Below are 14,644 nucleotides of genomic sequence, written 5' to 3' on the forward strand. Positions count from 1 at the left end.
GTGTCAGAGGGCGGCCAGGCGCGGGACGACGTGTTCGCCGAGCCGGGTCACGACGCTGCGCGGATCGGGGCCGAACGGCATGAGGTAGACCTCGTCGAAGCCCAGGGCCGCATAACCGGCCATCTCGTCGACGAAGGCGTCTGTGGAGGCCGCGTCGGTGGGCGGGGCTCCGAGGTACATGAGGGTCTTGGTGATCGTCTCGAAGTCACGGCCCTCGCGGGCGCAGTGCTCGCGCAGGACGTCGGTCTTGGCGGCGACGGTCTTGAGGTCGCCCATGATGTTCCAGGCATCCGCGTACTTGGCGACCAGGCGCAGGGTCTTCTTCTCCCCGCCACCGCCGACGATGATCGGCGGGTGGGGACGGGTCAGCGGCTGCGGGGAGTTGACGGTCTCGGCGAGCCGGTAGCGGCGGCCGGTGTACGGGCCGGTGTCCTCGCTCCACATCTGGCGGACGATCTGGAGGGTCTCCTCCAGTCGCTCGAAGCGTTCGGACACGGGCGGGAAGGGCACGCCGAGGGCGTTGTGTTCGCGTTCGTACCAGGCGGCTCCGATGCCCAGGGCGGCCCGCCCTCCGGAGAGCACGTCGAGGGTGGAGACGATCTTGGCGAGCACACCGGGGTGGCGGTAGGTGACGCCGGTGACCAGCAGGTGCAGCCGTACGGCGCGGGTGTGGGCGGCGAGGAAGCCGAGCGTGGTGTAGCCCTCCAGCATTGGGGCGTCCGCCTCTCCGAGGCCCATGCCGGCTATCTGCAGGTAGTGGTCCATCAGGGACAGCGAGGCGAAGCCCGCCTGTTCGGCGAGAGCGGCGGTCTCGGCGAGCACCGGGGCGATGGCCTCGGTGCCGCCGGGGACGTCGAAGGAGACGAGGTGCAGGCCGGTCTTCATGGCGTATGCCTTCCTGGAGAGGTGGGGGACACGGGGCCGGAGGTGATGGAGGCGACGAGCTTGCCCCGCACATGCCGGCCGGCCAGCTCGGTGAGCGCGGCCGGGACCTCCTCGAGCGCGATGGTCCGGGCGAGCATCGTGTCGAGACGCCGGTCGGCGGCCAGGGCCAGCAGATCGGCGAGCATCGCGGCGAGGTCGGCGCGGGCGCGCTCGTCGCCGTGGGTGTAGGCGGCGCCCAGGGCGATCTCGTGGACGGAGGGCGCGAGGGCGAAGGCGGGGACCGAGTCCAGATCGGGGCGGCCCGCGACGGCGGCGAGCCGGCCTCCGTACGTGAGCAGGCCCAGGTTGGACGTGGCGGAGCCGGGACCGACGCTGTCGATCACGGCATCCACGCCGCGGCCGCCGGTCAGCTGCCGTACGCGGTTCGCCACGTCCTGGCTCCGATAGTCGATGACCTCGGTCGCGCCCAGGCCGAGCACGTGGTCGGCGTTGCGGGCCGAGGCGGTCGCGATCACCCGGGCCCCACACAGCGCGGCGAGCTGCACGGCGAAGCCGCCGACGCCGCCCGCCGCGCCGGTGACCAGGACGGTCTCCCCCTTGCCGAGGCGCAGGCGGCGCATGACGGCCTGGTAGGCGGTCATGCCGGCGCACGGCAGGGCGGCGGCGCTCACCGCGTCCAGCGCGGACGGCACGGCGGTCACGACCGCCGCGTGGGCGAGCGCGTACTCGGCGAAGCCGCCTGGGCGGCGCAGGTCACCGTGGTAGGCGATGCGCTGTCCGACCTGGGTGCCGGTGACGCCCTCGCCGAGGGCGTCGACGATGCCCACGACGTCCAGGCCGAGGACGTGGGGCCAGGACCAGTCGGGGTGACCGGCCGCGGCCAGCTGGTAGTCGACCGGGTTCAGCCCGCACGCCTCCACCCGCACGCGTACCTGGCCCGGACCGGGTTCAGGGACTGGCAGCCCCGTCGGGTGCAGGGAGTCGGGCGGTCCGGGGCGGTCTAGGACCAGTGCACGCATCGCAGATGGGCTTTCGGGTCGTACGCGGGTGGGGAGGGGCGGGCACCAGGTGCACCGCCAGTCCAAAACCTAAACCGAGCGGTTCGGTATTTCAAGTGGGCTGGCCGCCATGCGGAAGACGACGCGGGAGGCTGCCTCGGTACGGCGCACACACCCCGCACCTGCTGCGAGTGCTCCACGAGAACGCTGTGCTGCCCCGCCGCGCCGCCCTGCGGGCCGCACTGGAGCAGGCGCGCGAGCACGGCGTCCCTCCTCTCCTCCGCAGGCCCCGAGGTCCTGGTTTCCGCATGCTCGGCGCCGTCTGCGCCGACCACCTCCGACGACGGCCCGCTGCACCGGTGGGCGCGGCGCACGGTGGACGCAGTCCTGCCCGACACCGCTGCCGGGTACGCGGACCGCTGGCTGTTGGCGCAGCGGCCGCCAGCCGTGGTCAAGCAGGCTCGGCGGCGGTCGCTCACACCTGCGTCGCGACCGCCTGCTCGGCGGTCGCCGTCGGTGCGGCGGTCGCAGCCCGTGGCACGGTCACGGTCCGATTCCGCGCGCGCATGCCGACGAACGCGGCTGCGGCGGCCATGGCCAGGACGCCGGCGAGGACGCGCAGGGCCAGGTCGTAGCCGGCCGCGGTGGCCACCGAGGGCGAGACGCCGCGCGCCGCGAGGTCGTGGGCGTGCGTGAGGGCGAGAGAGGCGAGTGCGGAGACGCCGATGGCCGCGCCGATCTGCTGGGCCGCGGTGAGCACGCCGCTGGCCAGGCCGGCCTCGGCCGGCTCGACGCCGTGGACGGCGGCGACCGTGCTGGAGACGATCACGGAGGAGGTGCCGAGGGGCAGGAGGAGGAGGCCGGGGAGGATGTCGGACACGTAGTGGCCGTGCGCGGGGAGGGCGGACAGAAGGGCGATGCCGGTGGCGGCGAGCAGCAGCCCGGTGACCATCACGGGGCGCACTCCGAAGCGCGGGATGAGCCGTCGGGTGACCGTGACGCCGGTCAGCACGGTGAGTCCGAAGGGCACGTAGGCGAAGCCGGTGCGCATGGCGGAGAAGCCGAGAACCTGCTGCATGTAGAGCGTCATCAGGAAGAACATCGTGATGATCGTCGCCAGGATGACGCCGCCGACGAGGAAGGCGGTGACCCGGGTGCGCGAGCTGAAGAACCGCAGTGGGACCGGCGGGTGCGGGGCACGGGCCTGCCAGGCAGCGAACGCCGCGAGGGCGAGGAGGCCGGCGGCGAGTCGGGCGAGCAGGGCCGGCGAGGTCCAGGCGGCGTCCCGCTTGTCCAGCAGGGCGTAGACGATCAGCGCGACGCCGGCGGTGGCCAGGACCGCTCCCGGCACGTCCAGCCGGGTACGCCGCTGCGTCCGGCCGACGGGGATGAGCCGCGGTGCGAGGGCGAGGACCACCGCCGCGATCGGCAGGTTGATCAGGAACACCATGCGCCAGGAGAGCAGCTCGGTCAGGATGCCGGAGAGCACCAGGCCGAGCATGCCGCCGAAGGCTCCGATCCCTCCCCACAGCGCCAGGGCGCGGACCCGCTCGCGCGGGTCGGTGAAGATCACGGTGACCAGGGACAGCGCTGCCGGCCCGGCCAGCGCCGCGCCCGTCCCCTGGGCGAGGCGGCTGGCGACCAGGGCGGCGGGATCCGCCGCGAGGCCCGCGGTGGCCGAGGCGAGCGTGAAGACCGCGAGGCCGGCCAGGAACACGCGTCGGCGCCCGGCGATATCGGCGAGCCGACCGCCGAGCAGCAGCAGGCCGCCGAAGGTCAGCGCGTAGCCGTTGACGACCCAGGCCAGACCGCTCTCGGTGAAGCCGAGGTCGCGCTGGAGGGAGGGCAGGGCCACGTTTACGGCGGTTGCATCGAGGATCAGGACGAGCTGGACCATGGCGAGGACGGACAGGGCGCGCCAGCGTCCGGGGCCGGGCGCGGTGGTACGGGCGGGATCGGGGGTCACGGAGGTCTCCGGGAGGGGCGGGTAGGGCAAGGGGTGGCGGGCGGTGTGCGGGGCGCCCGCCGCCCCTCTCGGTGGCTGCGTCGGATCAGGCCTGCGCCGGGTTCTCGCCGCCGGCGAGCGCCTTGCGGTAGCGCTTGGTGTGCAGGGCGAGGTCCTCGTCGCTGACCGTGCCGAGCATCAGGCCGTGCAGGGCGAAGGCGCCCTGGTGGTCGACCTGGCACATCTCAAAGCTGCGCTGCACGGGCAGCAGCAGCTGCTCGACGGTCGCGCGGTTGAGTCCCTCGGCGGTGTAGGACTCCTCGTTGTTGCCGACGGTCACCGCGAGCTGGACCTGCTTGCCGCGCATCTCGGACGGGCTGCCGTCGAAGGTGAACGCGAAGCCCATGGTCAGCACGGTGTCCATCCACTGCTTGAGCAGGGCGGGGGCGCCGTACCACTGGAACGGGAACTGGAAGACCACGCGGTCGTGCTCGCGGATGAGCTGCTGCTCGTGCTCGACGTGGATACGGAAGTCCGGGTAGGTGGCGTACAGGTCATGGACGGTGACGTTGTCCAGGTCGGCGACCGCCTGGACCATGGCGGCGTTGGCGCGCGAACCGCTCAGGTTCGGGTGGGCCAGGACGATCAGGGTGCGCGGTGCGCTCATGAGGTGCTCCAGGTGGTGCGCAGTTTTACGAACCAAGTGGTTCGGTATTGGAAGCGAACAGGATGCCGGAGCCGGCTATTCCCGGTGTGCGGACCTCCTGCCGGGACGCCGCTGGAGGGCGCGAGCCGCCCGAACGGTGGCCGCGCCCTCCAGCGTGTGGTGGGGCTCAGAAGCGGTCGGTGTTCTCCTGCACCCACTGGCGGAAGGTGAGGGCCGGGCCGGGCGGCCGGTGAGCTTCGCCACGTCGTCGGAGACGGGCAGCGCGGCGGCCTCCGGGCCGAGCACGTCCAGGACGGAGGGCACGAGCGTGGCGGGCAGGTGGCCCATGATCAGCTGCTGCGTGGCCTGCGGGCGCAGGATTCGCAGTAGCCGCTACGCACCGATGGCGGGGCCGTATCCACGCGCCGACGATGCTGCCGTGGATTCGATCACTGTCATCGCCGACAAGATCGCCCTCGCGGAAACCGTCAACGGCTGGTTCGACGCTGGTTGAGCGACTCCATCCATCAGTCGGCCGTCGTCATGCCGCTGACAGCACGCTGTGCACCTTGAGCGCGAGGTGGACCTGGAGGGCGTGGTCGCCGTGGCGCCACTGCGGCCCCAGCAGGGCGGTGACCCGGTCGATGCGCTGGTAGAGCGTGTTGACGTGGACGAACAGGTCCGCCGCGGTGCGGGTGAGGCTCCCGTCGCAGGCGAAGTAGGCCAGGAGGGTCCGGATCAGTTCTCCGCTCCGGCGCTTGTCGTAGTCCAGGAGAGGACCGATCTCGCGGCAGACGAACCGTTCCAGTTCCTCGCGGCCGGCCTGGCTGAAAAGCAGCCCGTAGATGCCCAGTTCGTCGGGGGAGGCGCCCTGGCCGTCCCGGTCGAGGGCGAGCAGGACGCCGAGGCACTGTACGGCGTCCCGGTGGGCCTCGACGAGCGCGTCGACGCCCTCTGCCGCCGAGGTGCCGCCCACCGTGGCCGCGTCGCCCACGGCGCGCGACAGGTGATCGGCCAGCGAGCGGGCCGTCGCCGCCGGGTCGTGCTCGCCGGGGAGCAGCGCGACGACGTCACCCCGGAACTCGCCCGCGAGCCCCTTGGCCTGCCCGGCGAAAGCGGTGGCCGCGTCGGCGATGGCCCGGCGGTGCCCGCCGCCGCGGCAGCGGGCCGCGAGCACGGTGCGCGGGCGGCCGAGGTCCAGGCCCATCAGGGCGGCGCGGCGGCGCAGTCCTTCGAAGTCCCGGTGCGGGGCACCGAGCAGATCCTCGAGGATCTCGCCGCGCAGCCGGTGCTCGGCCTCGGCGACACTGCGCTCGCTGAGCAGCATCAGCGCCGTGACCAGAGCCGCGCGCTCCAGGGAGCGCAAGTCGCTCGCGTCGAGGCGGTCGCGCACCAGGGCGAGGGAGCCGAGCACCTCGGTGCCGGCCATGATCGGCGTGGCGCAGGCCAAGGCGCGGGTCCCCGACCCGGGGACGCGCCGGGTGCGGCGCGACTCGGCGCTCAGCACGCACGCCTCGTGCACCGCGCGGGCCTCCGGTGATCCCTGAGGCAGGGGGCCGTTCTGCCGCGCCTGCTCCACCACGGGATCCGCGCCCACGGCCGCGGTCACGCCCCCGGCGGGGTCGAGGACGAGAATGCTCCCGCCGAGGACCTCGGCGAGGTTTTGCGCGACGTCCGCCATGTCGCCACCGTGCAGGACGATGCTGGTCAGCCGCTCGTGCAGGGACGCGGCCTGCTCCACGGAGGCGCTGTGGGCCTGGATGACGGCGTTGGCCTCGGTGAGGTCGTCGACGGCGCGCTGGACCTCCTGGAAGAGCGTGGCGTTCTCGATGGCGATGGCGGCGTGGTTGGCCAGCGACACCAGCAGGGCCACCTCGTGGTCGGAGAACGGGCGGGCGCTGCGGTTGGCCGCGAACAGCACGCCGATGACCTTCTCGCCGAGCTTGAGCGGCACGCCCTGGATGGCGATCAGCCCCTCGGGGCGCACGACGTCGTCGACGGTATGGTCGAAGCGCGGGTCGTGCAGGTAGTCGGGGGTGTTGTAGGGCACAGCAGTCTTGGCCACCAGCCCGCCCAGGCCCGCCCCCATGGCCAGCCGGCAGTGTTTGAAGGCGTCGGTGCGGATGCCGTCGGTGGTGCGTACGTAGGTGTCGCCGTGCTGGGTGTCGTTCAGCATCAGGTAGGCCGCGTCCGTGCCGAGCAGTTGGCGCGCCCGGTGCACGATCGCCTGGAGCACCGCCTCCAGGTTGCGCAGGGAGGAGAGGTCGCCGGCGGTCTCGTAAAGCGCGGCCAGCTCGTCCTCACGGCGGCGGCGCTCCTCCAGCTGGGCCCTGACGTGCAGTGCGTCCTCCACGAGCGGGCGAAGCGACGCCACCTCGGCGGCCGGGCAGCGCTTCAGCAAGTCCTGGTACTCCTCGGGCGCCGCGCCCTCGCGCAGCAGACGCAGCAGCCTGCGGGCGCTATCCGTGCCCAGGCTCGTCGGCGACAGGTCGGTGCTCATGTTTCCCCTCCGGCGGCTCGGGCGGGCACGATCGCGCCTGCCCTGCTGCGGACGGCGCCCACGGACGCCCTTCTACGATGGCACGCGCTGCGCGGGGTCGTCCTGGCCGCGCTCCAGGTGCGGCCCGGGGTCCGCAGGCCCCGGCGCGGCGCGGTCGCGCAGCAGGTGGGCGAGTGTGCCCCACACCCCGCGCCGAAAGAGCAGCACGGTGACGATGAAGACACCGCCGGTGATCAGACCGGTCTCCTCGAAACCGGCCGTGGACAGCCAGTCCTCCAGGCGTACGACGGCGGCGGCGCCGACGAGGCTGCCCCACAGGGTGCCGATGCCGCCCAGGACGGTCATCACGACGACCTTGCCGGAGGTGGTCCAGTGCACCTCCTGCAGCGAGGCGAAGCCGTGGTTGACGGCGTACAGCCCCCCGGCGAGGCCGGACAGGAACGCCGAGACGACGAAGACGACGAGCTTGTACCGGTCGACGGGGTAGCCCAGCGCCCGTACCCGGTCGGGGTTCTCCCGCACGCCGGTGACCACGCGCCCGAACGGTGAGCGCACGATCCGCCAGGCAGCGGCCAGACCGAGCAGCACCATGGGCAGCATGGCGTAGTAGAAGACGAACGAGTCCGACAGGTCGATCCCCGCCAGCTCGCGCGGGATGCCCTGCAGGCCGTTCTCGCCGCCGGTGACGTCGCCCCACTGATTGGCGACGAAGTACACCATCTGCGCGAAGGCCAGCGTGACCATGGCGAAGTAGATCCCGCTGCGGCGCACGGCGAGGTAGCCGATGGGAGCGGCGAGCAGGGCGGCCGCCGTGGCGCCGCCCAGGACGGCGGCGGGGAACGGCAGCCCACCGTGGATGGCGATCAGTCCGGTGGCGTAGGCCGAGGTGCCCCAGAACGCGGCGTGCCCGAAGGACAGCAGGCCGGCGTGCCCGAGCAGCAGGTCGAGGGCGACGGCGAACAGCCCCCAGCACAGGATGTCCGCGGCGACCGGCGGATACAGCGTCCAGGGCAGGGCGAGCGCGGCCAGCACGCCCGCCGAGAGCAGGCCCCACCGCACACCAGCGGGATACCGGCGCAGAGTGCCGATCAGGTTGAGGATCATGCGGTTTCCTCCTTGCCGAACAGGCCCGCCGGCCGGATCAGCAGGACGACGGCCATCAACAGGAAGACGGAGGTCTGGGACAGGAGGGGGACGTACAGGTTGCAGAGGGCCTGGAGCATGCCGATGGCGAAGCCGGCGAGCACCGAGCCGAAGACGGAACCCAGGCCGCCGATGACGACGACGGCGAACACGGTGATGATCAGGTCGCCGCCCATCGTGGTGTTGACCGCCCGCATCGGGGCGGCGAGCACCCCGGACAGGGCGGCCAGGCCGACGCCGAAGCCGAAGACGGGGGTCACCCAGCGTCCGGTGTCGATGCCGAACGCCCGTGTCAGGTCAGGGCGTTCGGTGGCGGCGCGGACGATGGTGCCGATGCGGGTGCGGGTCAGCAGCAGCCACACCGTGACACACACGGCCGCGGACACGGCGAGCACGACGACCTGGTAGCGGGGGAAGTCGAACAGGCCGAGGTCGACGGAGCCGGTGAACGGCTGGTGCGCGTAGGGCTGGGAGTGGGAGCCGTACTTCGTGCGCAGCAGGTCCTGGCAGACCAGGGCGATGCCGAAGGTCAGCAGGAAGTTGTACAGCGGGTCCAGGGCCGCGAGGCGGCGGATGAGTAGTCGCTCCACCAGGATGCCTGCCGAGGTGAGCGTCGGCGGCACGAGCAGCACCGCCCACCAGAAGCCGAGTCCGGCGCCGTCGGAGAGGACGACGGAGCCGAACGCGCCGAGCATGTAGACGGCGCCGTGGGCGAAGTTCACCACGCGCAGCATGCCGAAGATGACGGCGAGGCCGAGCGCGAGCAAGGCGTAGAAACTGCCGCTGACCAGCCCGTTGAAGGTCTGTTGCAGGAACGAGGTCATGGGGGTCCTGTTGTCCGGTGGCGGCCCGCCCGCACCGTCGCGGGCGGCGCGCCGGTCTGGGTGGTCAGCTCATGTGGCAGAGCGGTGACGCCTTGTCGAAGGCCTCGTCGGCGTGGATGGTCTCGACGTACCGGGTGTAGTCGCCGTCCTCCCCGGCCTGGGCCGGGTCCTTGACCTCGACCAGGTAGGCATCGTGGACGAGCCGGTGGTCCTCGGTGCGCAGGGTGCCGTTGCGGGCGAAGAAGTCGTCGATCCTCATGCCGTCGAGCTGCTGGGAGACCTTTTCCGCCTGGTCGGTGCCCGCTTTCTGTACGGCCTCCAGGTAGTGGGTGGCTGCGGAGTAGTCGGCCGCCTGGTCGAATGTCGGCCGCTTGCCGGTGCGCTCCTTGTAGCGGTCGGACCAGGCGCGTGCCTTGCCGTCGAGGTTCCAGAACCAGGCGGTGGTGAACATCGTCCCGGCCAGTTTGTCCGCGCCGATCGCCTTGATGTCGCTGTCGAACATCAACCCGATGGCGAGCTTGATGTGCTTGTCCTTGAGTTTGAACTGCTCATACTGCTTGACCACGTTGGCCAGGTCGCCGCCCGCCTGCAGGGCGCCGAGCACGTCCGGCCTGGGCTTCAGGCCGGGGGCCTTGAGCAGGAACGTGGAGTAGTTGTCGCTGGGGAAGGGGGTGGGGTCCTTGGCGACGACGCTGCCGCCCGCCTTTTCGATGGCGGTGGTGAACTTGGCCTGCATGTCCTGCCCGAAGGCGTAGTCCGGGTAGATCATGTACCAGTTCTTGCCGCCCTGCTCGGTCACCTTGGCGCCGGTGCCGTGCGCGAGCATGTAGGTGTCGTAGGCCCACTCGTAGGTGTACGGGTTGCAGCTCTTGCCGGCGAGCTCGGTGGTGGCCGCGGCCGTGTTGAAGTACAGCCGCTTGGATTGCTGGGCGACGGTCGCCACCGCGAGGGCCGCGGAGGAGGTGGGGACGTCGAAGAGGGCGTCGGCCCTCTTGCGGTCGTACATCTCCCGCGCCTGGGTATTGGCCACCTCCGGCTTGTTCTGGTGGTCGGCCTTGGTGACCTCGATGTTCTTCGTGACCGCCTTGTCGCCGTACTTCTTCTTGAAGTCATCGACGGCCATCTGCACGGCCTGGACCGAGCCGGAACCTGCGATGTCGGCGTAGACCCCGGACAGGTCGGTGAGCACGCCAAGGACGATCTTGTCGTCGCTGATCTTTCCGCCACCGGAGCTCGGGCCGCCGCCCCCGCAGCCGGCGAGCAGAGCCCCCACCGCGGCCAGGGCCACGCCGGTCGACAGTGTGCGCTTCATGTGTGGTGCCTCCTGATCGGTACGTCTTTGCAGAGCAGAGCGGAGGTGGGGGGAAGTTGCGATGACGGGCTGTCACCATCCGGGAAAGGCTTCACAGTCCGAGATGGGCGAGGAGTTCGCCCTCGCGTTCCTGTACGTCGGTGTTGTCCAGGGACTCGACGATGCGGCCCTGAGCGATGAGGTAGTGGCGGTCGGCCACCGTGGTGGCGAAGCGCAGGTTCTGCTCCACGAGGAGTACGGCCACTCCGTGCTGCTTGGCCTCCAGCAGGATCTCGCCGATGCGCCGGACGACGACCGGGGCGAGCCCCTCGGTCGGCTCGTCGCACAGCAGCAGCCGGGCCCCGGCCCGCAGCACCCGGGCCAGCGCGAGCATCTGCTGCTCACCGCCGGAGAGCTTGGCGCCGGAGAAACGGCGGCGGGCCCCCAGTACCGGGAAGGTGTCGTAGATCCGTTCCAGCGGCCACGCTGAGGTGCCCCTGACCGGGGGGAGGGTGAGGTTCTCCTCCACGGTCAGGGCCGCGTAGATGCCCCGGTCGTCGGGGACGAGGCCGAGGCCGAGGCGGGCCCTGCGGTGCGGCGGCGCGGCGGTGACGTCGCGGCCGACGAACCGGACCCGGCCCGTCGCCGATCGGTGCAGGCCCATCGCGCAGTTCAGCAGCGTGGTCTTGCCGGCGCCGTTGCGGCCGACGAGAGTGACGACCTCGCCCTCACCGACCGTGAGGGACACCTCGTGCAGGACCCTCGCCTCGCCGTAGCGGGCGCTGACGCCCTCGATCTCAAGCAACGTCGGCTCCCAAGTACGCCTCGACGACCTGCGGATCGGCCTTGACCCGGTCGTACGGGCCCTCGGCGAGCACCTCCCCGCGCTGGAGCACGGTGACCGTGTCGGCGAGGGAGCCGACGACGCTCATGTTGTGCTCGACCATCACCACGGTGCGGCCCGCGCCGACGCGGGCGATCAGGGACGTGGTGCGGTCGACGTCCTCCAGGCCCATCCCGGCCGTCGGCTCGTCCAGCAGAAGCAGTTTGGGATCCAGAGCGAGCGCGATCGCCAACTCCAGGGCCCGTTTGCGCCCGTACGGCAGGCTGCCGGCCGGCTGCTCCGCGAGCTGAACCAGACCGACCTCGTCGAGCAGTTCGCCGGCCCGGCCGGAGAAGCGGCGCATCAGCTTGTCGCTGCGCCAGAAACGGCGGCCCAGGCCGGTCGCGGACTGCAGCGCCAGCTCCACATGCTCGCGGGCCGTCATCTGCGGGAACAGACTGGCGACTTGGAAGGAACGGGCCACGCCGAGACAGGCGATGCGCTCGGGGGGCTGCCCGGTGACATCGCGACCATCGAAGGTGATGCGCCCGCCGGACGGCTTCAGGAATCCGGTGAGCAAGTTGAACAGGGTGGTCTTGCCGGCCCCGTTGGGGCCGACCAGCGCGTGAACGGTGCCTTCGGCGACGCTCAGGTCCACCTCGTCCACGGCGTGGAAACCCCGGAACTCCTTGGACAGGCGGTGCGTGGTCAGAATGGCCCGCGGTTGTCTCATGACGGCCTCGGCTGCACGGGGGTCGGGTCGGCGGTTGCCGATGTGCCGCAGACGTTAAATTCGGCCATCCCGGGCGGCTACGGAGACAACCTCCACACCACGTCCCCGGCGAGTGTGGGATCCTCCCAGCCCCGTGTCCGGGCGTGGGGACCGGTGTGGGCCCGCCCCACTCCCTGGGCCCTCGGACCGTGGGAATCCTCCATGGCCGGGTCGTAGGGGTGGGACTGACGATGTCCGCCATGGCGATGATGAACACCCCGCTGAACACCTGGCTGCTCTTCGGCCACGCCCCGCGCTACTTCCCCGACACCGAGGTGGTCACGAGGTTCCCCGACGGCCGCGTGCACCGCTACACGTACGCCGACTTCGGCCGCCGGGCGCAGCAGCTGATGCACGCCCTGGACTCGCTCGGCCTGGAGCCGGGCGAGCGGGTGGCGACCCTGGCCTGGAACAACTACCGGCACCTGGAGGCCTACTGGGCCGTTCCCTGCACGGGCCGCGTCCTGCACACCCTGAACCTGCGGCTCTCGCCGGAGGACCTGACGTACATCATCGGGCATGCCGAGGACCGGGCGATTCTGGTGGACCCCGATCTGCTGCCCCTGCTGGAGAAGGTGCACGAGCGCGGCGGACTGGCGGGCGTCAGGCACGTGATCGTCCTCGGCGACACCGTCCCCGAGACCACACTGCCGGACGTCGTCGCCTACGAGGAGATCATCGCCGACCGGCCGACGGAGTACGCGCCGGTCGACATCGACGAGAACGCCCCGCTCGGCCTGTGCTACACCTCCGGCACCACCGGCCGCCCCAAGGGCGTCGTCTACACGCACCGCTCGACCGTCCTGCACGCCATCGCCGCCTCCTCCCAGGCCGCGATGCGCATCGGCCCCGGTGACAGCGTGCTGCCGGTGGTGCCGATGTTCCACGCGAACGCCTGGGGCGTGCCCTACACCGCCACCCCGTACGGCGCCAAGCAGGTCTTCTCCAGCGGTTCCCTGGACCCCACCGCCCTGGTCGAGCTGATGGCCGCCGAGCGGGTCACCATCGCCGCCGGCGTTCCCACCATCTGGATGTCGGTCGCCGACGCGATGGCCGCCCACGGCGGACTGCCCGAACTCAAGCACCTGCTGTGCGGCGGCGCCCGCCCCCCTCGTTCGCTGATCGAACGCTACCGGCGTGACTTCGGTATCCCGCTGGTCCAGGTGTGGGGCATGACCGAGACCTCGCCGCTCGCCTCGCTGGCCTGGCCCAAGGAGAGGATGCGCGACTGGGACGAGCAGCGCGTCACCGACGCCGTGCGCACCCGCGCCGGACTGCCGCTGCCCGGCGTGCAGATGGAGATCCGCGGCGACGACGGCAACCCGGTGCCGTGGGACGGGGAGTCGATGGGCGATCTGCTGGTGCGCGGCCCCTGGATCGCAGGCTCCTACCTCGGCGGTGACGGGGCGGACGCCTTCACCGAGGACGGCTGGTTCCGCACCGGCGACATCGCCGTCGGTTCGCCGCACGGATACATGGTCATCGCAGATCGCGCCAAGGACCTCATCAAGTCCGGCGGCGAGTGGATCTCGTCGGTGGACATGGAGTCGGCGGTCATGGCTCTGCCCGAGGTCGCCGAGGCCGCGGTCATCGCCGTACCCGACGACAAATGGCAGGAACGCCCGCTGATCTGCGTCACCGCGCGCCCCGGCAGCACGGTCACCCTCGACAGAGTCCGCGACCACCTCGAACGCAGCGGCTTCGCACGCTGGCAACTGCCCGACCACATCGAGGTCATGGACGCCATTCCACGGACCGGGGTCGGCAAGTTCGACAAGAAGGCCCTGCGCGGCCACTTCGGCTCCTGAACCGGCGGCACGGCCCCACCGGCTGTGCCCGCGCCCGGAGCGTGGAAACAGCGAGGCACACGTCATACGCCGGTGACGCCCCTATCACCCCACGGTGCGGATCTTGGAAGGCAGCCCGAGCAGGGCTGCTGACAAGTGGGGCAGGGACGCCTTGCCCACCGGGAAGCAGCGCGGGGCCCGGTTCTTCAGGCCAGGGCATCCGGACGGGGACCCGTACCGAGCAGGTGGACGAGTGTCGGCAACGCGTGGCGTAGCGAGTCGTCTTCGACGTCGGCGTTCAATCCGATGCGTACGCCGAAGGCCGCCTGCTCGCGTCGGGGCGTGTACTCGTCACCTGGTGACACCAGGACACCGGCGTCGCGCGCTGCGGCGGTGAACTGCCCCGTCGACCAGGGTTCTGGGAGGGGCAGCCACAGATGCGGTGCCGCCGGGTCGGTGATCACGTCCAGACCCGCGAGGATCTCGCGAGCCCCGGCGTTGCGTTCCGTCGTCGCGGCCCGGCGAGCCGCGACGACGCGGTCGGCCGTGCCGTCGCCGACCCAGCGGGCGAGCACCTCCGCCAGGAGGGGCGGTGTCAGCCACGTCGTCGCCCGCACCGTCGAGGCCAGCTCGGCGAGGGCGGCATCGGGAACCGTCAGCACACCCACCCGCAGGCCCGGGGCCAAGGTCTTGGCCGCGCTGGCCACATGGCAGGTGCGCTGCGGGAGCAGCAGGGCGAGGGGGTCCGGCCGCTCGACGGCGAGCGGCCCCAGCGGGTCCTCCTCGACCACCCATCAGCGCGAGCACCAGCCCCGCCAAGCAACTCCACTTGGTCAGACGTGCGCTGGTCCTCTCGTAGTCGTCGCTCTTCTGGATGACCTCATTCAACCGACACCCTCGCTCCACCCGCTCCCTGTCCCGAGACAAGCACACCTGCCCGGGGCGGTAGCGGCCCCAGGGCGGGGCCCTGTCCACTGGAGCGCGGTCCGCCGTCGTTGATGAGCATCGGCACCTGTCGCAGTAGTTTTAC

14 protein-coding genes are annotated in these 14,644 nt (G+C 71.4%); 2 read left to right on the forward strand and 12 right to left on the reverse strand.

Going from position 1 to position 14,644, the window contains the following annotated elements; all coding sequences use genetic code 11:
- Positions 1–3 precede the first annotated feature (3 nt).
- The 5 genes from ACIQ9G_RS29930 to ACIQ9G_RS29950 form a co-directional block, all read right to left on the reverse strand.
- Positions 4–885, reverse strand: a complete 882-nt coding sequence (locus ACIQ9G_RS29930; RefSeq protein WP_403615660.1) for an LLM class F420-dependent oxidoreductase — start codon at positions 883–885, stop codon at positions 4–6.
- Positions 882–1,904, reverse strand: coding sequence for a zinc-binding dehydrogenase (locus ACIQ9G_RS29935; RefSeq protein WP_403615663.1), 1,023 nt, complete (start codon positions 1,902–1,904; stop codon positions 882–884). Before ACIQ9G_RS29935 ends, ACIQ9G_RS29930 begins: the two co-directional genes overlap by 4 nt.
- 454 nt (positions 1,905–2,358) lie before the next feature.
- Positions 2,359–3,849 (reverse strand): MFS transporter, encoded by a 1,491-nt coding sequence (locus ACIQ9G_RS29940; protein WP_403615666.1) that lies wholly within the window; start codon positions 3,847–3,849, stop codon positions 2,359–2,361.
- An 85-nt stretch (positions 3,850–3,934) separates the two neighbouring features.
- Positions 3,935–4,495, reverse strand: coding sequence for an NAD(P)H-dependent oxidoreductase (locus ACIQ9G_RS29945; protein ID WP_403615669.1), 561 nt, complete (start codon positions 4,493–4,495; stop codon positions 3,935–3,937).
- Positions 4,496–4,570: 75 nt separating this feature from the next.
- Positions 4,571–4,822 (reverse strand): hypothetical protein, encoded by a 252-nt coding sequence (locus ACIQ9G_RS29950; protein WP_403615672.1) that lies wholly within the window; start codon positions 4,820–4,822, stop codon positions 4,571–4,573.
- Here ACIQ9G_RS29950 and ACIQ9G_RS29955 point away from each other — a divergent pair.
- Positions 4,821–4,988, forward strand: coding sequence for a hypothetical protein (locus ACIQ9G_RS29955; RefSeq protein WP_403615674.1), 168 nt, complete (start codon positions 4,821–4,823; stop codon positions 4,986–4,988). The two genes, ACIQ9G_RS29950 and ACIQ9G_RS29955, sit on opposite strands and share 2 nt — an antisense overlap.
- Positions 4,989–5,015: 27 nt before the next feature.
- Here ACIQ9G_RS29955 and ACIQ9G_RS29960 read toward each other — a convergent pair whose 3' ends face one another.
- The 6 genes from ACIQ9G_RS29960 to ACIQ9G_RS29985 form a co-directional block, all read right to left on the reverse strand.
- Positions 5,016–6,974, reverse strand: a complete 1,959-nt coding sequence (locus ACIQ9G_RS29960) for a helix-turn-helix domain-containing protein (protein ID WP_403615677.1) — start codon at positions 6,972–6,974, stop codon at positions 5,016–5,018.
- A 72-nt stretch (positions 6,975–7,046) separates the two neighbouring features.
- Positions 7,047–8,078, reverse strand: coding sequence for a branched-chain amino acid ABC transporter permease (locus ACIQ9G_RS29965; RefSeq protein WP_403615679.1), 1,032 nt, complete (start codon positions 8,076–8,078; stop codon positions 7,047–7,049).
- Positions 8,075–8,941, reverse strand: coding sequence for a branched-chain amino acid ABC transporter permease (locus ACIQ9G_RS29970; protein ID WP_403615681.1), 867 nt, complete (start codon positions 8,939–8,941; stop codon positions 8,075–8,077). Before ACIQ9G_RS29970 ends, ACIQ9G_RS29965 begins: the two co-directional genes overlap by 4 nt.
- Positions 8,942–9,005: 64 nt before the next feature.
- Positions 9,006–10,253 carry an ABC transporter substrate-binding protein gene (locus ACIQ9G_RS29975; RefSeq protein ID WP_403615683.1) on the reverse strand — a complete coding sequence of 416 codons (1,248 nt, stop codon included), beginning with the start codon at positions 10,251–10,253 and terminating at the stop codon, positions 9,006–9,008.
- A gap of 91 nt (positions 10,254–10,344) precedes the next feature.
- The gene (locus ACIQ9G_RS29980; protein ID WP_403615686.1) at positions 10,345–11,037 is read right to left on the reverse strand and encodes an ABC transporter ATP-binding protein; all 693 of its coding nucleotides are present in this window, start codon (positions 11,035–11,037) and stop codon (positions 10,345–10,347) included.
- On the reverse strand, positions 11,030–11,788 hold the full coding sequence (locus ACIQ9G_RS29985; protein WP_403615689.1) for an ABC transporter ATP-binding protein: 759 nt from the start codon (positions 11,786–11,788) through the stop codon (positions 11,030–11,032). Before ACIQ9G_RS29985 ends, ACIQ9G_RS29980 begins: the two co-directional genes overlap by 8 nt.
- Positions 11,789–12,027: 239 nt before the next feature.
- On the opposite strand from ACIQ9G_RS29985, the gene ACIQ9G_RS29990 reads away from it, so the two are divergent.
- Positions 12,028–13,635: a long-chain fatty acid--CoA ligase gene (locus tag ACIQ9G_RS29990; RefSeq protein ID WP_403615692.1), complete on the forward strand. Its 1,608-nt coding sequence runs from the start codon at positions 12,028–12,030 to the stop codon at positions 13,633–13,635.
- Positions 13,636–13,820: 185 nt separating this feature from the next.
- Here the strand turns inward: ACIQ9G_RS29990 and ACIQ9G_RS29995 are convergent, their stop codons facing one another.
- Positions 13,821–14,405 carry an aminotransferase class I/II-fold pyridoxal phosphate-dependent enzyme gene (locus ACIQ9G_RS29995; RefSeq protein ID WP_403615695.1) on the reverse strand — a complete coding sequence of 195 codons (585 nt, stop codon included), beginning with the start codon at positions 14,403–14,405 and terminating at the stop codon, positions 13,821–13,823.
- Between the last annotated feature and the right edge of the window lie 239 nt (positions 14,406–14,644).

Source organism: Streptomyces sp. NPDC096152 (genome assembly GCF_044763235.1).
In the GTDB taxonomy this organism is placed as follows: domain Bacteria; phylum Actinomycetota; class Actinomycetes; order Streptomycetales; family Streptomycetaceae; genus Streptomyces.